The following is a 25918-nucleotide window of genomic DNA, read 5'->3' as shown; positions in this document are numbered from 1 at the left end:
CTCTTTGTACTTTAAGTTTAAACATCACCTTTATAATTTCATCGTTACTGTCTTAGCTTCCGTATAAAATTCAAAACTATGACGTCCACCTTCTCTACCAATCCCGCTTGCCTTCGAACCTCCAAATGGAGTACGTAAATCCCGAACATACCAACAATTAATCCATAGTAATCCTGAATCAATTTGTGAAACCACTCGTTGCGCTCTTCTAAGGTCATTGGTCCAAACAACCCCAGCTAATCCATAAATGGAATCATTCGCAATGCGAATTGCATCCTCTTCCGTTTTAAACGGAATAACAACTAGAACTGGACCAAATATCTCTTCTTGCGCTACACGCATACTATTATCAACATCATATAGAATAGTAGGTTCATAAAAATTCCCTTCTACTAAACTCTTAACTCTTTTTCCACCATAGGCTAATTTTGCACCTTCCGAAATTCCTATTTCTACATAGCGATCAACCGTTTCTAAATGAGATTTTGATACTAGTGCTCCCATATCTGTATCTTCAGAAAGAGGGTTTCCAACTTTTATTCTTTGTACAGCTGCTACAAATTTTTCTAAAAACTGTTCATATACACTTTCTTGCACAAGTAATCTCGAACCAGCTAAACAAATTTCTCCTTGGTTCCGATATATAGCTTCAATCGATCCTTGTACCGCTTCATCTAAATCCGCATCTTCAAATACGATATTTGCTGATTTACCTCCCAATTCTAATGAAACAGGGATTAAATTCTCTGCTGCATTACGCATAATTGTTTTTCCTGTATTACTTTCTCCAACAAATGAAATTCTTCTTACAGCTGGATGTGTAGTCATTTGTGTCCCAACAGTACTCCCTGGACCTGTAATAATATTAAGTACACCTGGAGGTAATCCCGCATCATTTGCAATTTCGCCGAGCATAACTGCACTTAAAGGCGTATAAGAGGCTGGTTTAACAACAACTGTATTACCAGAAGCAAGTGCCGCTGATGCTTTCCACGTCATTTGCATAAATGGCAAATTCCAAGGAATAATTAAACTAGTCACTCCCGCTGGAGCATACTTTGCATATGACATAAAATTATGTTTGTCATAATGTTCATGTACCAAATATTTAGCCATTTCAGCAAAGAAGCGAAAGTTATTAGCCGCGCGTGGTATATCGAATCCTTTACTTTCCTTAATTGGTTTTCCAACATCAAGAGTTTCTATATACGCTAGTTCATCCACTCTTTCCATAATTAAATCCGACATTTTGCATAAAATATCCGATCGTTCTTCAACAGGCATTTTACTCCAAATCCCACTTTTAAATGTTCGTTCTGCCACATCAATTGCTCTTTTTGTATCCTCTTCATTTGCCTTCGCTACAGAAGCTAACTTTCTATTCGTCGCTGGATTGAACGTATCAAACGTTTCACCACATATGGAATCCACATATTGTCCATCAATAAACAATTTCGCATCTTTTACTTTCATTTTGTCAGCTAATAATTCTTTGTTCACCGTCTTTCCCCCCTACTCCTCAATTTCTAAAACCATCTCAATTTCAATTGTTGTGTTATTAGGTAATTGAGCCATACCGACTGCAGAGCGGGCGTGTTTTCCCTTTTCTCCAAAAATCTCTACTAATACATCAGATGCCCCGTTCATTACTTTTGGCTGATTGATAAAATCCTCCGTACTATTTACAAAGCCAAGCAGCTTTACAACTCTTTTCACCTTATTTAAATCACCTAGTTCGTTTCTCACAACACTTAATAAATTCAACATGGATTGTCTCGCTGCTTTATATCCATCATCAATCGATATATCCTTTCCTAATTTCCCGTGATACTCATCTACACCTTGTCCAGCAGTAAATAATAAGTTACCTACTTTTACACAACTAACATAATTTCCAACCGCTGGGCGAATAGCTGGTAGTATAATTCCCAACTCTCTTAATTTATCCTCAGGTGTTTGTACTCTCTGCATATGCTACACCTCGTTTTTTTATATCAATATTTAAAAATTCTGCTGCATTTCCTCCAAGCATTGCTGCTTTTTGTTCCTCGGATAAACCAGATGTTTCATCAATCACTCTACCCGGATCAATTTCTCGCAATAAAAATGGATAATCCGAACCCATGAAAATCTTTTCATGCCCAAATCTTTCAATCATATATTTCAAATTCATAGGATCATAATTTAAAGAGTCAAAATAAAATTTCTTTGCGTAATAACTAGGAGGGTGTGTAGTCAAACGTAAATGAGGCCATACTTTCCAGCCTTGATCTAATCTTGGCAAAATATATGGAAAAGATCCGCCGCCATGCGCAAAACAAACTTTTAACCGTGGAAACTTTTCCATTATTCCACTACATATAAGTGTAGCTGCTGCAAGCGCCGTTTCGCTTGGCATACCGACTGTATACATAAAATTATGGTGTGGCATTCTATCGCGTCCTAACGTTTCCCACGGATGGATAAAAATTGGAACTTGCCACTTTTCAGCCATTCGAAAGAATTCAATAAACGATGGGTCATCTAAATTTTTACCATTTACGTTTGTGCCAATTTCAATACCATGTAAATTTAATTCCGTTATGCAACGTTCCATTTCACGAATTGCAGTTTCTCCATCTTGCATCGGAACCGTTCCTAACCCTACAAAACGATCTGGATGTGCTGAAACTGTTTCTGCAATAAAATCATTTTGAATACGTGCCATACTTTCGGCTTCCTCTAGTTTTGCCCAATACGAAAATGTAACAGGGATTGGCGATAAAACTTGAATATCTACACCTTCACGGTCCATATCTTCAATTCTTTTCTTAGGGCACCATACTTGGTCTGTCACATCACGAAAATTTTTCCCTCCGACCATAATACTTGCACCACATGTACAAGTCCGATTTAATATTGGCCAGCGACCGCCACCAAACTTCTCTTCAAAATCTGGAAAAGTTTCAGGAATAATATGTGTATGAAAATCTATTCGCACTTCCATTCCTCCACTTCTTCTGGCATAATATAACCACAGTTTTTACATGCTCGAATTTCCTTATTTGAATTAAAACTATGAATTGCTTCTTTTACTTGTTTTTCAATATCATTTAATTGAACACGTACACGATGCATTTCATGATTACACTCGTCACAGAACCAAACGAAATCCTCAAGTTCTCCTTGGCTACGTTTTCTTTCAATTACTAGCCCAAATGTGTTAGCAACGCGATGTGGTGAATGTGGTACCATAGCCGGCAGCATAAATACATCCCCTTCTTTTACTGTGACGACTTCCCGCTTACCTTCCTCTGTAATACATTCCACATAACATTCACCTTTAATTTGATAGAAAAATTCATCTGAGGGATCTACGTGGAAATCACGTCTTCTATTTGGACCACCTAATATCATGGCAATAAATTCCGAATCTTGCCAAATAACTTTGTTATTTACTGGCGGCTTCAATAACTCCTTATTCTCATCAATCCATTTTAGTAAATTAAAAGATTGCAATGTTTTAGACATATTGTTTCCTCCTCTTTATTCCTTCTATTTATATCGTTTTAAAAGACCAACCGAGTAAAGAGCTAGACTTTTGCAACTCTCCATGACATACATAATTTCTAATTCTCGTTGAAGATATTCGCTCACCTTCTTCACAGCAAACATCTTTCACTATAGAAATATTGAAGTGTTCTCTTAGTAGCTCTATATTACCTTCTCGATTTTTTCCGAACCTAAAATCTTGACCAATATAAATGTCTACAGGGTTTAGCCTTTTTAAATCTTGAACAAAACAACTCGCACTTTTTGTTATATATGACTCATCAAACCGAATTACAATCACATGTTCAACACCGAGATTTTGAAGACGTTCCACCTTCTCTTCAACGGGTGTTAATATTTGCGCTCCTTGAAAATAAGAGCGTGGTGGTGGATCAAATGTATACACAACATTTGTTATCTTTAATTCCTTTGCCTTCTCAACCGCATTTTTAATAACAGCTTGATGGCCTTTATGTACACCATCAAAAGCACCTATTGAGACAATGGATTTCGTTAATTCAGGTATACACTGCTCATGTATATAAATAATTCTCAGCTCTCTTCTTCTAGAGTTAAATTTCCAAATAGCCAAATTCCTTCGAAATCAAATTTGCCGTATTCATCACACTTTGAATTATGATTTCACGATTACTTCCCTGCATATACGATATAGGTCCAACAATATTAAGCGCCGCAATAGTTCTCCCGGTATAAGATCGAATAGGAGCTGCAATCCCATACATTCCATGCTCATTTTCATTATCACTAATTGAATAGCCTTGCTTGCGAATCTTCTGTAACTCTGTCTGGAATTGTTTTTCGCAAGTAATTGTATTAGGCGCTCGCGGTAAAAGCCCTTTTTCTGAAGTATATTCTAAGGAAGATGAATTAAATGAAAGCAGTACTTTCCCTGTACTTGTACAATATGCAGGTTCTCTTGATCCAACATGTGTTGAAATTTGAACGGACTCCTTCGATGAAACCTTCAAAATAAATACAACATCACCTCGATCAAACATACCGATATGTACAGTACCACTAAAATTTCTTACCAGTTCTTCAACCAGCGGAATTGCTCCACTATAAATCTCTTGCTGAAACATGACTTGATTTCCCCACTCTAACAATTTCCAACCTAATCTATATTTTCTTTGCTCATCTTGAATGAGCATTCCTTCTGCACACAACGTACGAACAAGGTGATGAACTGTACTAGCATTCATCTTTAATTTTTCCGCTATTTCAGAATTACCTAGTACAGGCTCATCGCTCGTAAAACAATTTAGAATTTTACAAATTTTACTGATAGAAGCGATCAAATCATTTACCTCCCCTATTCCAGTTACAGTTCTCTAGTTTTAGATATTGTTAAAAATATAAGAAGATTTACATCCTAACAGTAAAATTCTTGTTATCATCTGTTGCTCCTTCCTTTTCCAAATAAAAATGTAAGCGTAAACATTTTTATTTAGCTCAAAGCACCTTCTGATGAACTCGATTGCAACGCATTGTTTACTAGGGAAAATGTTTGTTGTTTTTTGTACGCATTATAAAACATTCCCATTTTACGCACTGGATCTCCAGAATAATAACGCTCATATTGTAATAATCGCTGTCCAAAAGCTTCTCCACATAAATCCCATGCTAATTTAAATAAACGAACTCGTTCCTCAGAAGATACTCCTTCACGCCCAATATAGTATTTTTCCATATCGTCTTGAATTTCGGGATTCATAAAGTCTGCACCTGTCGGTGACATTAATAATCCACCAGCACCAATGGTTTGAATAATCTCAATTGCACGCGGATACATTTTAGGTAATAAACTGCGTATTGTATCAAGTGGTAACCTTGCAGGAATAACTTCTCCATATGGATTCGTTTCATATTCATACTCAGCTACTTGTAAGAGTGCACGTATCGTTTCTACATCTTGCATAAGCTCTGCTAACTGGTTTTGTACATTCAAAAATCCATCTACTCCTATCGAATCTGCTAATTTCATAGCTACTTCAGCAGCGAAAGAAAGCTTAACTAATCCTCTTACCCCAGATTGATGCGCTGGTTGATGACCAATTCCCGTTTTAGGATACAATTGATTCCCAGCTTCTATATTTTGATAAATAAATACTTTATCCCATGGGATAAACACATTATGAAATACTAGTAATGCATCCATTTCCTCAAACCTTGATGCAAGTGGATGATCAAATAAAGAGCGTTTTCCATCTTGCATTGGCTCACGACAAAGAATTCTTAGTCCTGGTGCATCAATTGGAACTGCAAAAGAGATTGCATGACGTTCATCACCTGGTTTAAAACTCGGATAAGAATATATAATTACTTCGTCTGTAATCGGAGCAAGTGTCGCTAACATTTTAGCACCACTAACATACATCCCTTCCGCTGTTTCACTTACTACACCTAAATGCATCGTTTCATCTTCTTGTTGATGAGAAGCCTTACTCCGATCATTTTGCGGATTAATAATCGCATGTGTTAAAAACAAATCATTATCCCGTATATGCTTATAATAATTTTTTATATTCGTTCCCCATTCTGAATTGAACTTCTCAAAAAACCATGAATTACTCGCCATTGAAGTAACTGTTACATTTAAAAAATCAGGTGTTCTTCCCATTAAACCAAAGGTAGCTTTTGCCCACACTTCAAATAATTCACGGCGTGCTTTTAAGTCCTCATAATCTTTGGGTACTAAAAATGCATTTGAAACCCTTTCTCCTGTCTCTTCGCATATATGAGTAATCTTATCCTGATATTCTGGATTGTGCTGCATATCATATAAGTTAGCAATTTGTAAAATAGGTTCGCGAAAAACATCTTCATTTACTACATCCGTTACTCTTCTCCCGCCAATCCAAATTTCAGGATTTCTTTTTCGTAATCCTTCAATATACTGTTCCCCTGTTCTAATTGCCATTCTTTCCCCTCCAATTTCCCATAATAATATACTAAAAAGTTTAGAAACTCCATTAGATGACTGAATTTTCAATTATTATACCAATTTTAATTTGTTCAAGTTCCCCTTAATTTCACATTATGAAATCTTATTATTTTTTTAGAAAACATGAAAAAGGAACGGTCTCCCGCCCCTCACCCATTCACTTTCTCTGCATTATTCCAATAATACTTACTAAATGCTTCCGTTAACACATCAATCGTGTTATATAATTCATCTAACGTATTATCAACACCACCAACTTCAATTAACATCGCATTTTTAGATAAATCTTGATTATAAACCCCATTTCCATCTTTTTTATACTTCGGAAAAATCCCTCTACTTAATCCGTAATAGTTTTCATCTAAATAACTATTGATTACTCTTGCAATTTTTTCATTTTCAGCACGCCCTTCATTTTCCATCCCAATTATAAAATATAATCTTGCATACGATTTCCCGTTAATTACTTTTGTTGTTACTTTCTTGCGCTGATCATCACGATGTATATCAATCGGAAACGCAATTTTATTATTTTGTGCTAATGCTTCTTTTACATATTCATGAGACGCTTTATATGATTGCGGCCATTTCCATTTTTTACTCGCTAATAAATCACCCATATTCGTTTTATCATGAACTACCGGAATTCCTTGTCCTTCAAGTTGCTCTTTCATACGTTTCCCTAGTAAAGATACATTTACATCTGGGCTAGATGGATCAGTTGCCCCTGGTAATAATGGAAAGAAGGATTCCCAGCTGTGTGTATGGTAAATATATACTGCACTTTCACCTTTTTGCGTTCCATTCTTTTTCTGTACCGGATTATTCTTTTCCGCTTCTGTAACTTTGTCTTTTGCTACTTCTCGATCTTTCGTTACTTCTTCAATCGGTACACTAGATTCATTTGGGATATTCGTAAAGTTTGTCCCTTCCCCAGCTACGATAATGTTAGAATAATATTTGGACATACCAGGTACTTCTTTACCGACAAATGTTCTTAAGTCTTTAATTTTCAAATCTGTCGCAATAGAGAACATTAAATTCCCAATCGATTCTCGTTTATTTTGCTTAAAATAATCAAATCCGTAATAGCGATTCTCACTTTCTATCATTTGAACAAAACCTTGCATAGATACTTTTCCAAACCATTGATTCGCATAATTCGATTTCATTGTATGTAAAAGTGACGTCAAAATCGACGCAATAATGATTACTATTACTGCATATAAAAAGAGTAACGAGATTAGCTTTTTCCCATGTATACGAGTTGTATACTTTTTCACTATATCACCTTCTTTATACATGGATATGTACAAGCCTTTCTTAATATACGTACAAAAAAGAGAAATGGCACCCCATTTCTCTTCATCTGTTTTACTTCACGTCAACTCCCAGTTCATCTGCCAATCGCAAATCAGCATCAGATCAATAGTGATTGTACCATTACCTTTCTTAATAGCACGCACCGTATATTCCTCAACATTTATTGCAACTCTTCCCTCATGAGGAACTTCATCAATACTCAACGTATCTCCACTAACTAAAACTTTGAGTGGCAGATCTGGATCCATATGAGTCTTACCTTCTGCCCTACTGACAATTGTAAATTTACATCCGCAGTTGGAATAAACCAATGCACTTTATTTCACTTAACAATTCCAAACACTCTAAACCTATAATTCTTTCAAAAGTGACAGATAAGAAAAGTCCTATCCATAAGTATGAGATGGGACTTTTCTTGTCCTTTAGGACGGCTTTTCAAATTGATGTATTTTGGGCAGTTGGGCTTTGTGCGGCATAATCCCTTTTCCTTCTGATGAACTGTTCCGTTCACTTTTGAGTTCGATTATGGCATTCTCACCGTTAATAGCGATTGTTCCCGTCCCTTTAGTACCAGTGTTATCTTGCCAAGAAAATGACCAACCGCTTTCGCCTTGCTTTGTGGCTTGGGTTTCAAACATTCCAGTTAATGAAGGAAGTGAGCCATCCTCATTATTTAGGCGTTGCTCTACTCGTACCATAGCTTTATTTTCACTATTTTTTTCAAACTCCACATAGACCTGTATCTTACTGTTGCTATCAGAATTGTCATAGACTGTTCTTATGCGCTTTGGAGGCTCTGCATTCGGTTTCTGATTCCCTTCAGGTTTAGTATCATTAGGTTGATTTGCTCCTGAGTTGCTATCAGACTTTGGTGCTACTTGCTTTGCTCTCTCTTGCTCCATTGTATTCTCTGATGCTCTTACTAAGGTTCCAGTGTGATTTCCATCAGTAAACTGGATCTTATCCTTACTAAGTTTTTCTAATTTAAATTCTGAAGCTCGTTCTAGAGTTATACCAGGATAAACAGATTGATAAACTGGTTCCCCTGATAAAATATTTTTTTGTATCTTTGTAAAATTCACTAGCGCAGTGTAGTCAGTTTCATATAAAGCCATTGCGGAAACTTCAATTGTATTCTGACCTTTTTCAACGATTTTATAGAAATATGTTCTATCTTTTTCACTCTGCCATATTCCTCCCAAACCTTTTGTTGCATCTGGGTCATAATCCTTAATCGTGACAGGGATCTTTCGAGTTAATTCTCCATTCTGCTTTTTATTTTTATAAGTAACTTCAATTTCCGTACTTTTTTGTGATGGGGACTCGTTTGCAATAATTTTCACTTGCCCATTTCCCATTAATTTCGCCTCTGCAACATCTTTGTTTCTAGATTTAACTGATAGAAACTCTATTTCATCTGCTCCTAGGTTAAACATATTTTCTTTCGTTGTTTTTTCATCATATAATTTTAAATATAAAGTGACGTTCCTTTCTTCACCGGGTTTCAGCGATACTTCTTTAGGATTTGGAATAAGTTCCTTAGCTATTGTATTTGCGCCCGATTTCTCCACATCCACAGTTGTTTTTTGTTCGTCTTTTTTCTGTTCTATTTCCTTCGGCTCTGTTTGCTTTAGTTCTGTATTTGTTTTTGATTCCTTTGATTCGTACACAAAAAACGCAGCTATACACACAATAATAATCCCTATTAAAATAATAATTCCCTTTTTCACAACTTCCCCTCAATTCTATAATACTTAATAACTGCTCTTTCTTTTCTACTTTTGATAACTATTGATATATAAAATTGACTAAGACACTTAAAACATATTACATATCATTAATATTTAAAACCTATATTTTAAATATTTTTTACTTTCTGTAAAAAATGCGGATATAAGATAAAAAATGTCGAGAAATATCAATTATAAACATGCGGCACAACAACCACGAAACTAATTCCAACTCTCAAAATCAAAAATAAAAAGAGAAATGGCACCCCATTTCTCTTCCTCAATCTTATTGTTCTTTACCTGCATCAAATTTATTCGCTTGTTTTTCTTTAAAGATTTCTCCAATTGCTCCAAGTGTACCAAGTGTTTCAATTGCATTGGACGGAATAAAGACTTTATTTGCTGGTCCTTTTGCAACTTCAATCAATGATTCAAATGATTTATAAGCAAGTACGCGTTCATCTAAATCCGCTGCACGAAGTAATTCAATTCGGTTTTGTTCTGCTTTTGCGATTTCCTCAATCGCTCTTGCTTCCCCTTGCGCTTCTAATTCTTTTGCTTCTTTTAAACCTTCAGCTTCTCGAATGCGTGCTTCTTTATCCCCTTCAGCCATTAAAATTTTACTTTGCTTTTCCCCTTCAGCACGAAGGACTTTATCTTGTTTTGCAGCTTCAGCCTCTAAAATAATCGCACGTTTATTACGTTCTGCTTTCATTTGTTTTTCCATTGATGCTTGCACATCTTTTGGTGGGTTAATATCCACTACTTCAACACGTTCAATACGAACGCCCCATTTTTCTGTTGCTTCATCAAGCGCTAAACGAATTTCTGTTGAAATTTTTTCACGACCAGATAATGTTTCATCAAGTTCCATTTTACCAATAATTTGACGCATCGTTGCAGAAGTAATATTACGAACACCATATTCATAGTTAGAAATACCATATGTCGCAAGTTCTGGTTCAACAATTTGATAGAAAATAATTGTATCAATTTCTACTTGTACATTATCTTTCGTAATTACTTTTTGTGGTGGTACATTCGTTTGTTGAATACGTAAGTCATGATATACACGAACGCGATCTACAATCGGGATTAAAATATTTAATCCTGGGTGCATAATACGTTGAAACTTACCAAATCTTTCAATAACCCCAACTTTTTGCTGAGGAATAATTTTAATTGTTAATGCGATAAATGTAACTACAATTAGTGCGAATATAATCGTTAACGTTAATGCTACCATATTTACTCACTCTCCTTTTTTACTTGTAATATAGTACTATGCCTCTTTATAACTACGACTTTTTCTCCAGCATCAATAGGATCATCTGCAACAGCTGTCCAAGTATCTCCATCCACTTTCACAATACCATTCGCTTCGTTTGTAATCGCTTGCATAACAATTCCTTTTTTACCGACAAGCATATCTACTGTATCAGTAAAACCTTTTGCTTCTCGAAAGTTTTTTGAAATTCTTTTCGTAAAGAACGTCAATGTTAAACTTACAATCCCGCCAACAACAACTTGTAAAAATAATGCATCAGGAGCAAACAAAGCAATAAGACCTCCGACAACAGCCCCAATTCCAAGCCAGAGCATGTAAAACGTAATCGATAACATTTCCGCGATAAATAAAACACCCGCTATAATAAACCAAATCACCCAACTAGCCATATACAACCCTCACTTTCTTTCTCATTTTCTATATGTATATGAAGAAAAGAATGGTTTATCCGCCCTTTCTCATAGAGGGGCGTTTACTACTAGCTATTATATATATTCGTTTTTACAACAAGTATTAATAAAATACTATATTAATATATTCTTCATTATACATGAAAATTCCTTTCAAAATGTGACAAAAAATTTAATTCTTTCGAAAATTTAATTTTCAAATTATAATTATTCTAACTACTGAAGTATTATTTTTTATGAAGGTGGTATTCTTATTGAGAAACCGTTCACTAGCTTACTATTTAGGTTCTAAAATTTGCATTACTCTCGCTGACATCGTATACATAATGATTATTACAACTCATATTTATATCACAACTAAGTCAGCTACGTTAACTGCCCTTTTTCCATTATTACAAGTCATGACTAATCTTATAGCAAATACATCTGCACCACTTATAATCAATCGTTTTTCATCTTATTCATTACTTTTTACATTACAATGGACAAAAACTGTTCTATTAATTTTATTAATGCTATTATTTCCGGTCCTTTCCACAAACATTGTAGCACTATTAATTTTCATCTTTTTCATTTCATTATGTAGTGGCTGGAGCGCTCCATTATTATATGGTATTCTTCCGCGCCTTACACCAAAAGAAAAATTAGTAAAAGTAAATAGTATCTTTTCTTTTTCAACACAAATTGTGCAAGCCGCTGCTTATTCATTTACAAGTATTATTGTTCTTCTCATTGGTGCTACTTCTACACTCATGATTAATAATATTTTGATGGTTTTGGGATGTGTTGCATTGCATTTTTCATTGCGTTCTATACATACTGAACGAGAAACAGAGACCTCCTCTTCAAAAAAGACTGCTTTATTAGAAGGATGGAAACTATTATTTCAACATCCTTCTTTGCGCACAGTTACACTGATGGACTTAATTGAAACTTTCGCAGGAACAATATGGATTGGTGCTATTACGATGGCATACGTAACGACGATTCTTCATAAAGGTGAGGAATGGTGGGGATATATTAATACAAGTTATTATGTTGGCACGTTAATCGGTGGTCTATTAGCATGGAAAATGAGTTCATATATTCAAAATAATTTAATACGCTCCATGGCGATTGGCTCTCTTTTATTTAGTATTCTTACATTTTTATTTGGCATTACAAGTAACGCATTTATTGCCCTGTTTCTTTGCGTTCTAATGGGGCCATGTTATCAAATTAGAGATATTTCTCAAACGACAGTTCTACAATCCAGTGTCGCCCCTCCTTTATTATCAAAAATGTATACAGCACACGGTGCTCTTCTTTCAACAGCCTCTGGATTATCTATGCTTAGCGTTGGAATTATTACAGATACATTTGGCGTTCGTACAATTTATATCATCGCTTCTTTTCTTATTTTATGTTCTGCTTGTTTATCTTTTCGTTTATTAAAGCATCATAAGACAAAGCAGAAAGATATTTCACTTTAATCAATAAAACAAATAGGACAGGAATTCCTGTCCTATTTTATATTCTATTCATGACAAGTTGGGAATTTTTCTATGTTTTGTCGCTTGTTCAAAAGCATAAGCTAATTTAATTAATACCCCCTCGCTAAAGGTAGTACTTGCAATCGTAATTCCAAAAGGTCTCCCGCTTTCCATATATCCCGCAGGTATTGCTATAGACGGATAACCTGCTTTCGCACATATAGTAGACCCTATATAGGAAGGGAACAGTATCGCGTCAAGATTATATTTTTCCAACGCAAAATCAATACCCTGTCCTTGTGAAAAATATATATCTTCTAATCTGGCATTTAAATATTCTGGATTTCTTAACGTATTAGGAAAATCTTTTCTTACTTCCAACCTAGTTTGTCCATATTTCAAAGCTCTTTCTGCTATGTTTTTATTAAACTCCAATAGCTCCGAAATAGAATGTACTGGAATTGTAGAAGGTAGTTTAGAAAGATAATTATCCAGGCTATGCTTGAGCTCATAAAGCGAAACTCCCCAACTCCATTCCCTATGAAAAGACGGAATATCAATATCTTCTACTACCGTGGCTCCCTCATTACGTAATACTTGGATCGTTTCCTTAAACAATTTTTCATCGTACTCACCAGATTCATAATATTCTTTTGCTGCATTGGTAAATACACCTATCTTCGCTCCATTTAAGCCGTTAACATCAAGATATTTTGTATAATTCTGCTCTGCCCTTCCTTCACTTTTGTGAGTAGCTGCATCCATCTCATCCAATCCAGTTAAACTCCCTAGCAAAATAGCCGCATCTGTTACCGTTCTAGCAAATGGTCCTGCCGTATCTTGTGAATAAGTGAATGGAATAATTCCACTACGACTAATGAGACCCACAGTCGGTTTAATTCCTACTACAGAGTTTTGAACAGCTGGACTCAATATGGAAGCATCCGTTTCTGTTCCAACAGATAATACTGTAAAATTAGCGGCAACTGCTACCGCAGACCCTGTACTTGAACCACCAACGAACATATCATCCTTGCCCGTTCCGTATGGATGGATTGTTTGACCACCTCTTGCACTATATCCAGCCCACATTTCAAAAGACATTGCATTTGCTAATTCTGTCATGTTCGCTTTTCCTATTATCACCGCTCCTGCTTCTCGTAGTTTTGTAACGAGAAATGCATCTTCACTACTTATATTTTGTTCTAGTGCAATTGTACCTGCACTTGTATGCATTGAGTCATTCGTTTCAATATTGTCTTTAAGTAAAACAGGTATACCATGTAATGGGCCTCTTACACCTTTTATCTTTCTTTCATGATCTAATGCTTCTGCAATAAAAATAGCGTCTGGATTGATTTCTAAAATAGAGTTAATTTTCGGTCCATCTTGATCATATTTCGCAATTCTATGAAGGTAATACATGACTAATTCTTTTGAAGTTAACTTCCCATCTTCCATCGCTGTTTGTATATCATGAATTGTTAATTCTTTTTGCAAAAATGTATTGAACTGTATTTCCATTTTCATTCCCCTTCTATACGTCTTTTTATTTACGAAGTGTATCTATTACTTTTTTCATTTTCTCCGCTCCTCACATAAACAACAACTACAATTCCTTTAAAGGAATTCCACTCACCAATTTAATAACCTTTAATTTCCCGAAAAATAAAAAAAGTCTGAAACGAATATTTTCCCGCTTCAGACCCTTTTATTACTTTACACATATCTCATCAAGAAAATTTAAAAATTCACCCTGTTTACCGGCTAATTCAGGACATTTCGTAATATCCACCCATTCGTAACAAAATACTAACCCTCGGTCTTCTTCACCGGCACTTACTATATGTTCCCACGTATCTTTTACACCTGTTAATAATGAAATGTGGAAAAAATGACGTTTTTGATATTCCTTTTTTTCTTTTACATAAGTAATATAATCGGCAAGGAAGCGCTCGATACAAAAATGGCGTAATCCAGATTCTTCTTGCACTTCACGTAACACCGCTGCTTCTAACGTTTCCCCTTCATCAACTGTTCCACCCGGTACTTGGACACCAGCTTCAGGTATATCACGATGTTTAAAAACAAGTAATTGCATAATCCCATCTTTTTCTCTTGTAATATATGCGTGTACCTTTTTCTTATATAACATCGTCATTATACTGCTCTCCCCTCAATTTTTCACTCTGTTACTTCTTCAAGCGTCAGTTGATTTTCATATAAATATGTAGCTTGTGGATTCCCCACATACCTTACGTGCCAAGGTTCATACCGATAGCCCGTAATTGATTCTTTCTCGTTTGTATATCGAATTACAAAACCAAATTTATGAGCATTTTCAGAAAGCCACTGTCCTTCTTTCGTTTCTCCAAAGACTGTCTCTAACTGAAATTTAGCAGATTGAGATGTAATATCCATAGCTAGTCCAGTTTGATGTTCACTCGTACCAGGAACCGCGCTAGACATCGCTGTTTTTGCTTCTCCATCTTGTTTTTTATACATCGTATTTAATGCTTTTTGTCGATCAAAAGATCTAAATCCAGAGACTGCAAAAAGAAAAATTCGTTCCTTATCAGCTTGTAGAAACATCTCCTCAAGCGCCTGAGCTGCCTCTTTTCTCATTTTTTTCTTTTCTTGATCACCTTCACTAGAGTAACGTACTTTCGGAATAACTAAATCTGGCGGTCTATACCCATCTGGTAAACGCCTACTTTTATTCACAAGTACCAGCATCGAATTCGGATTGCTAATTACCGCAATCTCTCCATCCATATTAGCAATCGTTTCTTTTGCTTTCGGAAATATGTTATTTACATTCACTTCTCGCGCCTGCTTATCCTTATACATTTTATAATTAATTCCTGCTACTCCGACAATGAGTATCGCCGCCACGATACCAATTAGTATCCATCTTTTTTTCATATAACGACCTCTTATTTTAATAATTTGGCCATTTCATACTCATCGATGTCCTTCCCATCGATAATAAGAGCAGCTTTTTTGACACCTTCTTTCTCAAATCCAACTTTTTTATATAGTGTCTGAGCTCTTGTATTGTGGGCCATTACCGTTAATTCTAAACGCCATACATCATGTAATTTTGCCCATTTCTCAACCTCTTTAAACAATCTCGTCCCAATACCTCGCCCACTATACTCTTGCAAAATACCAATTACAATGGCTGCCACATGTCTCTTTCTTTGAATATTATTTCCATTCACTAAAATAAATCCTACTATTCTCTCTTCTTCAACTGCTACAAATATTGTTGCAGTTTCATTTTCTATAAATCGATGTATCATTTGTTCTTGTTGCTCGGCTGTAGCTGTTCTTTCTCCTGGTTCATATAACATAAATTTCGTTTCTTCATCTAATTGCTTACTTAATTGCAAAAATGATGCTGCATCTTCTACTTTGATTTCCCTAATCACCTGAATCACCCTACCAATTTCATAATATAAAATTTTTCCTTGTAAAAAGACTTTCTCTACTCTTCCGAAAATACCTTTCTAAATTCCTTACTATAAATAGACAAATTTCGATATTGCTATAATGATAGGAAATTATGTCTATAATATGACATGTCTTATTGACCATAACTTATGCTCAAAAAAAATAAACGTAAGCTTCTCACTTACGTTTATCCATTCACTTTTTCAGCTTGCCAAAAATATTCTCCAAATGCTTTAGCAAGAGCATCAATTGATCGATTCAATTCTTCATCTGTATTATCTACGCCACCAACTTCAATTAAAATCGCCTGGCCTGATAAGTCTTGATTATAAACACCATTCCCTGTTTGAAAGCCTTTTTGAATTACCCCTCGGCTCACCCCTGGATATTTCTTATTAATCGTCTCATGTAAAGCCGTTGCTAATTGTAAGTTCTTTTCATAGTTTTTGTTACCTTTCCCAATCACGAATGCAAGTTTTGCATATGATTTATCTCCAATTGTTTTTGTTGTAACATTTTTCCGTGCACTATCACGGTGTAAATCAAAAAAGTATTGAAGTTCTTTATTACCAGCCATCGCTTCTTGTACAATTTCTCGTGACAGCTTGTATGAACTATTACTGTTTAACCCTTTACTTATCAACTTTTGACCGACATCAGTCTTATCGTTAGTAGCACCTATACCTTCGCTTTCTAACTGTTCACGAAATCGATCGCCGACTATGGAAATATTCGTTGCAGAACTTGTCGCTTTATTCGGATTTGGATCATTTGTTAAATTAAGTAATGGCAAGTATGATTCCCAGCTATGCGAATGATATATAAATGCAACTTGTCTTTTCCCAGTCGTTTGAGCTGGTTGTTTCTTCTCTTTATTCGAATCAGGCTTAGGGACTTGTCCAGTTTCTCCAGTACGTTCTTTCACTACTTCTTCAAGAGGAACACTTGACTCTATTGGTAAGTTGGAATAATTTGTCCCTTCACCTGCTATAACGATTTCCGTATCATACTTACCAAACCCCGGGAGTTCCTTTCCAACAAAACTACGTACATCATCAAAACGAATATTCGTAGCCATAGAAAAGAGAAATGAAGAAATCGAAAAGTCTTGATTTAAATTCCGATATTCTTGTGTAAAATAATGATTCTCTTTCCCAAGAACGTACATGTACCCGTTCATTGACAACTCATTTAACCAGTTATATAAATACGTTGACTTCGTCTCTTTCAAAGAAGTTACCATCATACTAATGAGAAAAAAAGTCGCTAATACCGTAGTAATGACGAATAAAATCAATTTGCGCATGCTTGTTAATTTCACATAAAAAAAGCCTCGATTCATACTATCACCCTCTCTATTTCAAGTTATGTACAAGCTTTAGAGAATAGACCGTCTAAATTCCGGCCATATTGTTAATGAGGTGAAATGAATTGAAGCTATTAATCGGAATATTACCAATCGCTCTATCATTTATGTTTTATTTGTTTGCTAAACACCCTAAAATTCGTATCGTATTACATATTTGCGCGTACTTCGCATTGTATACAATCGGAACAATTCTTTCTATTAATATATATGACGTTCTAATACAAAATCTTGTTTTCATGACAAGCATTCATGGAATATTACTCAACCCTTTTTTTCTTATCGCAGGAGCATATATAGGCATATACACTTTGTACCTACTTTTTTCTCACATTATTACGAAACTAACAAATATAAAAAATGGAGTATAATGAAATGCGACCACCGTTCATCTGTCATACATGCAAAAAAAGAATTACAAGAAAGAAAGATCTTATTATCACTACACGGTACTTCCATTTTCATTTATTTCACAACAATTGTTTTAAACAACAGCAACTGTTCATCTCTCATTTTATTCCTTTGAATACACTTTTTTGTATCTTTCTTATTATGTATGGACTTATTGTTGGCAGCATTCTTATGATTACAGAGCCATCTATCATTTGGCTTGTTTTTTTACTTCCTATCTCATATCGATTTCTTTCATATTATTATGTTGAACGTTTTTTCTCTAAATAACGGGTAGACTGACCTCTAGGAATACTTAAACACTCCCACTCATTTTCTTTTAACATTTTACCAATGTAAATGATTTGTCCAATATGTAAAGCATAATGAGAGATTTGCCTTTCAATCGCTTGCATGACAGTGTGTTCTTCTCCGCGAATGTATACTTTCTGCAAAATCTGCTCTGGTACTAAATTATCCATCGTTTTAAAAACATACTCCCACCCTTCTTGCCATGCAGCAAGAACTTCTTGTTTTGAACTGTATCCTCCTTCAAATTCACCATCTCGGTTACGATCTATTTTTTCACCATCAGATGTTAAAAAATCCGTCCATCTGGAACGCATATTACCATGCAAATGCTTAATAATAATCGCTACGCTATTTGTTTCCACATGAGAAGACCATATAATTTGTTCATATGATAATTGGGAAAGCACCCGTTCTCCTTGATTCTTTGTTGCTTTAAAATTCGAAATGGCACATTGTAAATATTCTCGTCCAATATCCATATTAACACCTACTTTCCTACTAACTAATTTTCGTTCCATTTGGCAGTTCCATATTAGGCTGAAGCAACACAACATCTCCAGCTTCAGGGACTCCGCCTAATACGAGCACTTCCGATTTAAATCCAGCTACACGCTTCACCGGAAAGTTTACAATCGCAACGATTTGTTGACCGACTAAATTTTCTGGATTGTATCTCTTCGTAATTTGAGCACTTGATTGTTTTATCCCAAGCTCCCCAAAATCAATTTCTAGTTTAATTGCTGGAACTCTCGCTTCTTTAAATTCCTCTGCATGTGTAACTGTTCCAATCCGTAAATCTAAAGTTAAAAAATCTTCAAAATTAGCCATTTTATCATTCCTCCCAACTTATTACTTAGACAAAATACAAAAATCCCCTTCAAAAAAAAGAAAGGCGCCTAAGCACCTTTCTTTTGCATTTCACTTGATTCATTTGATTTATAGAAGAAGAAACCGAGCACACCACCAATACACGCTGGGACTAACCACCCTATTCCTTCTTTATATAAAGGTAACATTTGTAGTACATTTGAAATTGCGTCAATTTTGATATTCGCACTTTCTAAACCATTAAATAAGCTAACAGACAATGCACCTAGTATTGCTCCAATATAAATTGTATTACGCTTTCCTATCCACTTATGGAAATACGAAAGAACGATTAATACAATTGCAACTGGATAAATGATCATTAACACTGGTAAAGTGACTGTGATTAATTGTGTTAATCCTAGATTCGATACAATTAAACTAAATCCACATACTAACGTTACAATCGTTTTATGTGAAAATTTCGGGAATAAGTTTGAAAAGAACCCTGCACACGCAGATGTTAATCCAACAGAAGTTGTTAAACATGCAAGTGTAATTACAAGTGCTAATAAAATCTTACCGCTCGTCCCATATAACTCATTTACAACATTCGTTAAAATAAGACCACCGTTTTCTGAGACACCAAGTGATGTACTTGTTGAACCAAGATAAGCAAGTGATAAATAGATTAACGTTAAACCAAGTACAGCAATAATCCCTGATACAACAGTTATTTTTGCAATTTGGCTACTCTCTTTTATCCCTTTAGAGCGAATAACCTGCACAACGACAATTCCAAATACGAGCGCACTTATTGCATCCATCGTTAAATATCCTTGAATAAATCCACCAAAGAAAGCATTTTCTTTGTAAGCAGCTAACGGCGCAGCTGGTTCTCCAATCGGATCGATTATTGCCTTTCCAACAATAACAGCAACAATTAATACTAATAATGGGGTAAGAAATTTCCCGAACCAATCCACTAATTTAGATGGATTTAATGATAAATACCACGTAATTCCAAAGAAGACTACAGTGTAAAGAAATAGCATGTACCACTCTGAAACCATTGCATCTGATAAAAATGGTTTCATACCCATTTCAAACGAAACAGCTCCAGTTCGCGGGATCGCGAAGAATGGTCCAATTGCTAAATAACTAATGAGTGGAAATATAAACGCAAATATAGGGTGAACTCTAGAAGATAACGCTTTCAAGTCCCCCTCTACAAACGCGACAGCTGTTACAGCTAATAGGGGTAATCCGACTCCCGTTACAAGGAATCCAATTGTAGCAATCCAAACATTCTCTCCTGCCTGTTGACCTAAAACTGGCGGGAAAATTAAATTTCCTGCTCCTAAAAATAATGCAAATAACATTAAACCAATTGCTACCGTATCACCTGGCCTTAAACGTCCCTTCATACTTTTCATTTGCATAGCACTTTTTCATTGTTTATCTCTATTTTTACAATATGCTATGCATCCTCCTCTCTGCTCAAGATGATAAATATGCCCCTTACAAAGCAGTGTCTTTCTCCATAATTTCTCCATTCCCCTTATTATTACTCTAATTTTTGATTTTTTCGAAAATTCAAGTCATTAGAGTGTTATTACGTGGAGTATGGTTGTCAGACCTCTTTGTTTTTATCACAAATATAGTAACATATTTAGTTGAAAAATAAAAACATATTTTCAAATTGATTTTTTTGAAAATCGAAATTATCTACTTTTTCACTCTTTTACACAAATATTATTCAGTCACTACACTATTTTTAATTTATTATCTAAAAATAACTCTATATAGAAATCATAGCAAAAGCCATCCAACATAATTAGATGGCTTTTGTATGTTACTCTATCGTTTCCACTTCACGTGGATTATTCATCTCTTCTACATACACAACTCTAAATCCGTGATCTTCTAAATCCTTTAACAACGTTTCTAATTCACTATCTTCAAACTCTTCTCCCAATGTAAACATAATTCTACGAACTAATAAGGCATCATTATCAAAAGTCATTAAACTTTGGATACCAGTGTACTTCTTTAAAACTGTCGATAACTTTTGAATTGCACCATTATAGTCTTGCGTTCCAATCATGACAGAGTATTTACTAGAATGAACGCCCCATGCATCCTCCAATAACTCAAAAACTTTTTTATGAGTTAAGATTCCAAGGAAAATCCCTTTTTCATCAACTACTGATAAATAAGGTAATTTTTTAATTGTAAAAAATACTTTAAAGAAGGAAGAATCTTCTCTCACATATCCACCTTTATCGTTCAATAATTGTAATACACTCTCTTCGAGTGAACCTTTATATTCTAAAATATCTACTTTATATATATTCCCTAAATATCTCTCTTTTTTTTCATCTAAAACTGGTACACAGCGGTACCCACTTTTATTCAAATGCTCCAGTGCTTCTCCTATCGTAATTGAACTTGAGCAAAATAAAACTTCCCTTTTCGGCACATAATTCCCTTTAATCCTCATAAAAAGCCTCCTTATGTTAAAATACTTTCTGTGCCATAACTATATTATATTTTCAGAAAAAAATAAATAATTTATTTTATTTTTCTGAAAATTATTCATTTTCTTGTCATAATTTATTCACGGTTCATTCACTTATTTAGTATACAAGATCAAACATTCTCTCTAAATTTCTTTAAGAAAAACATATTGTAACTTCCGTCGAAAAAAGCTAAAATAAGAATAAGAATTTTCTGAATATTCTAAGAGTAGGTGATTATATGTCTTTATTGCGCTCACATATATGTAAATTTTTAGTTGGTGTTCTCATTATTTTTATCATTAGTCCTATTCCAGCATTATTCATTACACATAAATACTCATACTTAACTGGCTTTATAAGCATATTTCATAACTTCGCACAGCTTTCTTCTATATCAATTCCAAAAATTGATTGGATGCATGAATCTATCTTTTTCTCAGCAAATCAGATGGTACATACTTCTAATCATTCAACACCGTTATTCCCTTACATATGGGAAATATATTTTTTATCGACTGTTCGTTTTACCTTTACTCTTGCGATCGGATTCTTCATAAGTTTAGGTATCGGTCATTTATTTTTTAAAGCACCTAAATCAGTTAAAAAATTTACTACTGTATTGAGCTGGATACCTTACTCTTTTTGCACTGTGTTATTACAATGTTCAGTCTTATTACTACTCCTATATATAGCAAAATTTATAAACCTTCCTTACTACTCATCTTTTATCATCGTATGTAGTACTTCCATGATTATCATAATGCAAGCAATAAAAAAATGGCTTCCTTTCTTAAATAACACAAATGAATATGAAATAAAACACTCTTCTTTCCTTGCAGATACATTGTTTTTGGCGCTTACTTCAAATCATAAATCTATTTTAGGTTCCATTATTCTTTCATTCGTATTTATGGAATGCATTTTTCACGCAAACGGACTATTACAATTTATCGTTCAATTTGGCGGAAATGCACCCGTAATTGTTACAATTGGTTTATTACTACTGTATATCCCGTATAGCATACTCTCTTTCCTTCAAACACTTTGGACGACAAACTACTTCAAACAGCAATCATATGCTTTAACGAGAAGTATTTCAAAACCGTAATTTGAAATAACCCTTTATAACCTAAAAGTAGAGGGTTATTCCTTTTGTATAGCGGACAAAATAACAGCAAATTCAAAAACTACTATAGAAACATGCCAAAATTTACCCTTTTTCTTTGACTATTCTTTTCATTTGGATTTATTATTAAAGTATAACATAATTACAGGAGGTGACATCTCTATTCCAAAATTTGAAATAGAGAACACACTTGGACATATTAAATATTTTTCTCATCTTTGTACTTATTCTTATTTCTGGCTTTTTCGTTGCATCAGAATTCGCTGTTGTAAAAGTACGAAAAAGTCGAATTGACCAGCTTGCAAATGAAGGTCATAAGCAGGCATTAGCTGCACGGAGCGTCGTATCTAACTTAGACGTTTATTTATCCGCTTGTCAGCTTGGCATTACTATCACTTCTTTAGGACTTGGTTGGCTCGGTGAACCAACTGTGGAACATTTACTACGACCACTATTTGAAAAAATCAATATTACTGGAACGATGGCTAACACGTTATCCTTTATTATTGCTTTTAGTATTATTACTTTTTTCCATGTTGTATTAGGAGAGTTAGTTCCTAAGTCTTTCGCAATCCAAAAAGCAGAAGCAATTACTTTAAAATTTGCAAGACCTCTTATTTTGTTTGATAAAATTATGTATCCATTTATTTGGGTATTGAATAGTTCAGCTGTATTTTTCACAAAATTATTCGGTTTAGAACCTGCAAAAGAAAATGAACTTGCTCATTCTGAAGAAGAATTACGACTCATTTTAGGTGAGAGTTTTAAAAGCGGCGAAATAAACCAAACCGAATATAAATATGTAAATAATATTTTTGAATTTGATGACCGAGTTGCGAAAGAAATCATGGTTCCTCGTACTGAAATGATTTGCTTATCTACTGAAAATACGCTAGAAGAAAACATGGATATCGTCGCAACCGAAAAATATACACGTTATCCTATAATTGAAAAAGATAAAGATGATATTATCGGGATGATTAATACGAAAGAAGTATTTCATGATCAAACGAAAGGGATTTATAAACCACTTGAGTCTTATATACATCCCGTACTCACTGTATTTGAAACAGTTCCAATTCGTAAAACGTTAGTCCATCTTCAAAAGAATCGCGTTCAGATGGCAATCGTTATGGATGAATATGGTGGTACTGCCGGACTTTTAACTATGGAAGATATTCTTGAAGAAATCATTGGAGAAATTCAAGATGAATTTGATGCGGATGAATCACCTATGATTGAAAAACGTACGCCTAAGCTTACTGTTTTAGATGGGAAAGTACTTATTTCTGAAGTAAATGATATGTTTGGCCTACATATTGATGAGAGCGACTTAGATACAATCGGAGGCTGGCTCCTCTCTCAAGCGGTCGACTTAAATATTGAAGCTGGTTATTCCATTGAATACGATGGGTTTCAATTTAAAGCATTAGAACTTGATGGACATCAAATTAAAAAAATAGCTGTACATAAATTAGATATTACAAAGGAGTTATAAATTGACTGTATTATTAACAATCTGTATCATTGCCTGTTTCATTGTTTCATTTCTCGCCTTTATTTATCCTATTATCCCAGGTATCTTAGCTGTATGGGCTGGATATTTGATTTACCATTTTGGTATAAATGGCGGAGAACTAACGATTTCTTTTTGGATTATTCAAGCGATTTTCACACTATTTATTTTCGTTGCTGATTTTATTGCAAATGGATATTTCCTAAAAAAATACGGAAGTTCAAAGTGGGGCGAACGTGTCGGTATGGTTTCGATTATTGTCGGATCATTCTTCTTCCCACCATTTGGTTTAATTATAATACCGTTCTTATCGGTTTTTATAACAGAGCTAATGCATAAAAAGGCGCCAAAAGACGCCTTTCTAGTAGGAGTTGCTACTGTAGTTGGATTTTTAAGCAGCACAGTAGCGAAAGCCGTTCTCCAAATCATTATGATTATCATCTTCGTATGTTATATCATCTTCTAACCGTCCCGCTTTTGGGATGGTTTTTTAATACGAAATACCTACTCGACTATTTTCGTATATATTCTCATTACATAAACACCATGTAAAATGTGCTGTATCACCGACTGTAATTTTCGCTCCACCTTCTGGTAATATATCTTTTTCAGTTCGATATACGCCTGTCGCCTCACCGTCTATTAAATGTGTTGGACAAATAATAGTCCAACATAAATTACTATTACTAAGTATCTTATATGTAGTTAAATGATCTTCTGCTGCTGTAGTCGTTTTCCTTTTTGATTCATTTGATTGGAAACGATATATACTTGGATTTGTTCTTGCTTGTAAAATACCAGCTGTTCCTATTGTAATAATTTTCTTTACGCCCTCTTCTTCCATATGCTTAATAATATTTGGCATACTCTTCGCTAATGTCCCATTTCGATCCGTTCCAAGAGCACTAATTACAATTTCACATCCTTTTACCGCTTCCTTTATATCATTCCTGTTCAATACATTCCCTTCTATAACTTGTAACCTTTCATGTTCTATTTCCATTCTATTTAAATCACGAACTAATACCATCACTTCGGCTGAATCTTTTAATGCTAATTTTATAATTTCCGAACCTACTCTACCTGTTGCCCCCAATATACATACTTTCATTTGTTTCCCCCCTCTTTCATTTCTCTCTCTATTTTTCAATAATTTCAATTAATATACAACAAAAAAGCTTCCTCATATATAAGAGGAAGCTCTATTATTACTTTATCCGCTATTTGTGGGCAGTAAGACCCCCACCTCAAAATTCAGCGAAAGCTAAGAAGTTAAGTGGGGGATCAACCGCCCGTAAACGCCCGATTGGTTCAACTAATAATCAGTGGGGATGAACAAAACCCCCACTGATTAAAGTTTCACTTTATTTCTTTTCTTTAGAATCTGTAGACTTCTCAGTTCCGCTTGTTTCTTTATCTTTTTTTTCCTCTTGTTGTGTTGTTGTATCGTCTTCTTTCTTCTTATCCTCATCTTTACTACAACCTACCATTAATAAAGAACTTGCAAGTGCCATAGCAGTTAATGATTTAACCCATTTGTTCATTTGCGTTTCCTCCCTTTGATAGAATATGTACAACCCCATATTACTCTCTATTTTTAAAGGAGAGATTGAAAAATAGTAAATATACGGTAAATGTTTGTAAATTTTCCGACAACCAATATACCTTTAATTTATATATTCCATTCTCAATTGCTACATAATA

At 34.7% G+C, this 25918-nt stretch carries 29 protein-coding genes; 6 read left to right on the top strand and 23 right to left on the bottom strand.

Annotated features, from left to right (window positions below):
- Nucleotides 1-30 precede the first annotated feature (30 nt).
- The 12 genes from MR065_RS07135 to MR065_RS07080 form a co-directional block, all read right to left on the bottom strand.
- Nucleotides 31-1500 (bottom strand): aldehyde dehydrogenase, encoded by a 1470-nt coding sequence (locus tag MR065_RS07135; RefSeq protein ID WP_242213081.1) that lies wholly within the window; start codon nucleotides 1498-1500, stop codon nucleotides 31-33.
- A gap of 12 nt (nucleotides 1501-1512) precedes the next feature.
- Nucleotides 1513-1971, bottom strand: a complete 459-nt coding sequence (locus tag MR065_RS07130; protein ID WP_098267631.1) for a RidA family protein — start codon at nucleotides 1969-1971, stop codon at nucleotides 1513-1515.
- Entirely contained in the window at nucleotides 1949-2986 is a 1038-nt protein-coding gene (locus tag MR065_RS07125; RefSeq protein WP_242213080.1) for an amidohydrolase family protein, read from the bottom strand. Before MR065_RS07125 ends, MR065_RS07130 begins: the two co-directional genes overlap by 23 nt.
- Nucleotides 2971-3510, bottom strand: coding sequence for a 3-hydroxyanthranilate 3,4-dioxygenase (nbaC, locus tag MR065_RS07120; RefSeq protein WP_016088202.1), 540 nt, complete (start codon nucleotides 3508-3510; stop codon nucleotides 2971-2973). The genes MR065_RS07125 and nbaC overlap by 16 nt, the downstream gene beginning before the upstream one ends.
- Before the next feature lie 28 nt (nucleotides 3511-3538).
- Complete coding sequence (locus MR065_RS07115; protein WP_242213223.1) at nucleotides 3539-4087, bottom strand: FAD synthetase family protein; 549 nt, start codon at nucleotides 4085-4087, stop codon at nucleotides 3539-3541.
- A gap of 16 nt (nucleotides 4088-4103) precedes the next feature.
- Complete coding sequence (locus MR065_RS07110; RefSeq protein WP_098267633.1) at nucleotides 4104-4850, bottom strand: IclR family transcriptional regulator; 747 nt, start codon at nucleotides 4848-4850, stop codon at nucleotides 4104-4106.
- A 149-nt stretch (nucleotides 4851-4999) separates the two neighbouring features.
- Complete coding sequence (locus tag MR065_RS07105) at nucleotides 5000-6472, bottom strand: 4-hydroxyphenylacetate 3-hydroxylase family protein (RefSeq protein ID WP_242213079.1); 1473 nt, start codon at nucleotides 6470-6472, stop codon at nucleotides 5000-5002.
- 173 nt (nucleotides 6473-6645) lie between these two features.
- Nucleotides 6646-7779, bottom strand: coding sequence for a stage II sporulation protein P (gene spoIIP, locus MR065_RS07100; RefSeq protein ID WP_313895154.1), 1134 nt, complete (start codon nucleotides 7777-7779; stop codon nucleotides 6646-6648).
- Nucleotides 7780-7875: 96 nt separating this feature from the next.
- A complete protein-coding gene (locus MR065_RS07095) occupies nucleotides 7876-8067 on the bottom strand; it encodes a hypothetical protein (RefSeq protein ID WP_242213077.1) in 192 nt (63 codons plus the stop codon).
- Nucleotides 8068-8241: 174 nt separating this feature from the next.
- Nucleotides 8242-9549: a hypothetical protein gene (locus tag MR065_RS07090; RefSeq protein ID WP_242213076.1), complete on the bottom strand. Its 1308-nt coding sequence runs from the start codon at nucleotides 9547-9549 to the stop codon at nucleotides 8242-8244.
- A gap of 286 nt (nucleotides 9550-9835) precedes the next feature.
- The gene (locus MR065_RS07085; RefSeq protein WP_242213075.1) at nucleotides 9836-10795 is read right to left on the bottom strand and encodes an SPFH domain-containing protein; all 960 of its coding nucleotides are present in this window, start codon (nucleotides 10793-10795) and stop codon (nucleotides 9836-9838) included.
- Nucleotides 10796-10797: 2 nt separating this feature from the next.
- Nucleotides 10798-11226, bottom strand: a complete 429-nt coding sequence (locus tag MR065_RS07080; RefSeq protein WP_242213074.1) for an NfeD family protein — start codon at nucleotides 11224-11226, stop codon at nucleotides 10798-10800.
- A gap of 257 nt (nucleotides 11227-11483) precedes the next feature.
- On the opposite strand from MR065_RS07080, the gene MR065_RS07075 reads away from it, so the two are divergent.
- Nucleotides 11484-12719 carry an MFS transporter gene (locus tag MR065_RS07075; protein WP_242213073.1) on the top strand — a complete coding sequence of 412 codons (1236 nt, stop codon included), beginning with the start codon at nucleotides 11484-11486 and terminating at the stop codon, nucleotides 12717-12719.
- 48 nt (nucleotides 12720-12767) lie between these two features.
- On the opposite strand, the gene MR065_RS07070 is transcribed toward MR065_RS07075, so the two are convergent.
- The 5 genes from MR065_RS07070 to spoIIP (MR065_RS07050) form a co-directional block, all read right to left on the bottom strand.
- Nucleotides 12768-14243 carry an amidase family protein gene (locus MR065_RS07070; RefSeq protein WP_242213072.1) on the bottom strand — a complete coding sequence of 492 codons (1476 nt, stop codon included), beginning with the start codon at nucleotides 14241-14243 and terminating at the stop codon, nucleotides 12768-12770.
- Nucleotides 14244-14433: 190 nt separating this feature from the next.
- Nucleotides 14434-14880, bottom strand: a complete 447-nt coding sequence (locus tag MR065_RS07065; protein WP_242213071.1) for an NUDIX hydrolase — start codon at nucleotides 14878-14880, stop codon at nucleotides 14434-14436.
- A 23-nt stretch (nucleotides 14881-14903) separates the two neighbouring features.
- On the bottom strand, nucleotides 14904-15644 hold the full coding sequence (locus MR065_RS07060; RefSeq protein ID WP_242213070.1) for a M15 family metallopeptidase: 741 nt from the start codon (nucleotides 15642-15644) through the stop codon (nucleotides 14904-14906).
- Between the two features lie 11 nt (nucleotides 15645-15655).
- Entirely contained in the window at nucleotides 15656-16153 is a 498-nt protein-coding gene (locus MR065_RS07055) for a GNAT family N-acetyltransferase (protein ID WP_242213069.1), read from the bottom strand.
- A gap of 209 nt (nucleotides 16154-16362) precedes the next feature.
- Nucleotides 16363-17517: a stage II sporulation protein SpoIIP gene (gene spoIIP / locus MR065_RS07050; protein ID WP_242213068.1), complete on the bottom strand. Its 1155-nt coding sequence runs from the start codon at nucleotides 17515-17517 to the stop codon at nucleotides 16363-16365.
- 89 nt (nucleotides 17518-17606) lie between these two features.
- Here spoIIP (MR065_RS07050) and MR065_RS07045 point away from each other — a divergent pair, with 89 nt between their 5' ends.
- Both MR065_RS07045 and MR065_RS07040 read left to right on the top strand, forming a co-directional pair.
- Complete coding sequence (locus tag MR065_RS07045; RefSeq protein ID WP_098267643.1) at nucleotides 17607-17912, top strand: hypothetical protein; 306 nt, start codon at nucleotides 17607-17609, stop codon at nucleotides 17910-17912.
- Nucleotides 17913-17916: 4 nt separating this feature from the next.
- Nucleotides 17917-18222: a permease gene (locus MR065_RS07040; RefSeq protein WP_242213067.1), complete on the top strand. Its 306-nt coding sequence runs from the start codon at nucleotides 17917-17919 to the stop codon at nucleotides 18220-18222.
- Here MR065_RS07040 and MR065_RS07035 read toward each other — a convergent pair.
- The 4 genes from MR065_RS07035 to cbpA form a co-directional block, all read right to left on the bottom strand.
- Nucleotides 18195-18761, bottom strand: a complete 567-nt coding sequence (locus MR065_RS07035; RefSeq protein WP_242213066.1) for a DUF1572 domain-containing protein — start codon at nucleotides 18759-18761, stop codon at nucleotides 18195-18197. The two genes, MR065_RS07040 and MR065_RS07035, sit on opposite strands and share 28 nt — an antisense overlap.
- Nucleotides 18742-19071, bottom strand: coding sequence for a chaperone CsaA (csaA, locus tag MR065_RS07030; RefSeq protein ID WP_098267646.1), 330 nt, complete (start codon nucleotides 19069-19071; stop codon nucleotides 18742-18744). The genes MR065_RS07035 and csaA overlap by 20 nt, the downstream gene beginning before the upstream one ends.
- A gap of 68 nt (nucleotides 19072-19139) precedes the next feature.
- Nucleotides 19140-20477, bottom strand: a complete 1338-nt coding sequence (gene brnQ4 / locus MR065_RS07025; RefSeq protein ID WP_087946858.1) for a branched-chain amino acid transport system II carrier protein BrnQ4 — start codon at nucleotides 20475-20477, stop codon at nucleotides 19140-19142.
- A gap of 428 nt (nucleotides 20478-20905) precedes the next feature.
- On the bottom strand, nucleotides 20906-21553 hold the full coding sequence (gene cbpA / locus MR065_RS07020) for a cyclic di-AMP binding protein CbpA (protein WP_097905860.1): 648 nt from the start codon (nucleotides 21551-21553) through the stop codon (nucleotides 20906-20908).
- Nucleotides 21554-21810: 257 nt separating this feature from the next.
- Between cbpA and MR065_RS07015 the strand changes: the two genes are divergently transcribed.
- The 3 genes from MR065_RS07015 (at nucleotide 21811) to MR065_RS07005 (ending at nucleotide 24680) form a co-directional block, all read left to right on the top strand.
- The gene (locus tag MR065_RS07015) at nucleotides 21811-22680 is read left to right on the top strand and encodes a hypothetical protein (protein WP_098267648.1); all 870 of its coding nucleotides are present in this window, start codon (nucleotides 21811-21813) and stop codon (nucleotides 22678-22680) included.
- A gap of 208 nt (nucleotides 22681-22888) precedes the next feature.
- On the top strand, nucleotides 22889-24196 hold the full coding sequence (locus MR065_RS07010; protein ID WP_242213065.1) for a hemolysin family protein: 1308 nt from the start codon (nucleotides 22889-22891) through the stop codon (nucleotides 24194-24196).
- Between the two features lies 1 nt (nucleotide 24197).
- Nucleotides 24198-24680, top strand: a complete 483-nt coding sequence (locus MR065_RS07005) for a DUF456 domain-containing protein (RefSeq protein WP_097905863.1) — start codon at nucleotides 24198-24200, stop codon at nucleotides 24678-24680.
- A 24-nt stretch (nucleotides 24681-24704) separates the two neighbouring features.
- Here MR065_RS07005 and MR065_RS07000 read toward each other — a convergent pair whose 3' ends face one another.
- Both MR065_RS07000 and MR065_RS06995 read right to left on the bottom strand, forming a co-directional pair.
- Complete coding sequence (locus MR065_RS07000; protein WP_242213064.1) at nucleotides 24705-25325, bottom strand: NAD(P)-dependent oxidoreductase; 621 nt, start codon at nucleotides 25323-25325, stop codon at nucleotides 24705-24707.
- A gap of 253 nt (nucleotides 25326-25578) precedes the next feature.
- Nucleotides 25579-25758, bottom strand: coding sequence for a hypothetical protein (locus tag MR065_RS06995; RefSeq protein WP_242213063.1), 180 nt, complete (start codon nucleotides 25756-25758; stop codon nucleotides 25579-25581).
- Nucleotides 25759-25918: the final 160 nt, after the last annotated feature.

The organism is Bacillus cereus group sp. BfR-BA-01383, assembly GCF_022663495.1.
GTDB lineage: Bacteria > Bacillota > Bacilli > Bacillales > Bacillaceae_G > Bacillus_A > Bacillus_A cereus_AU.
The sequence above is the reverse complement of the archived record's forward strand: the minus strand, read 5'-3'. Positions and strand labels throughout refer to the sequence as shown.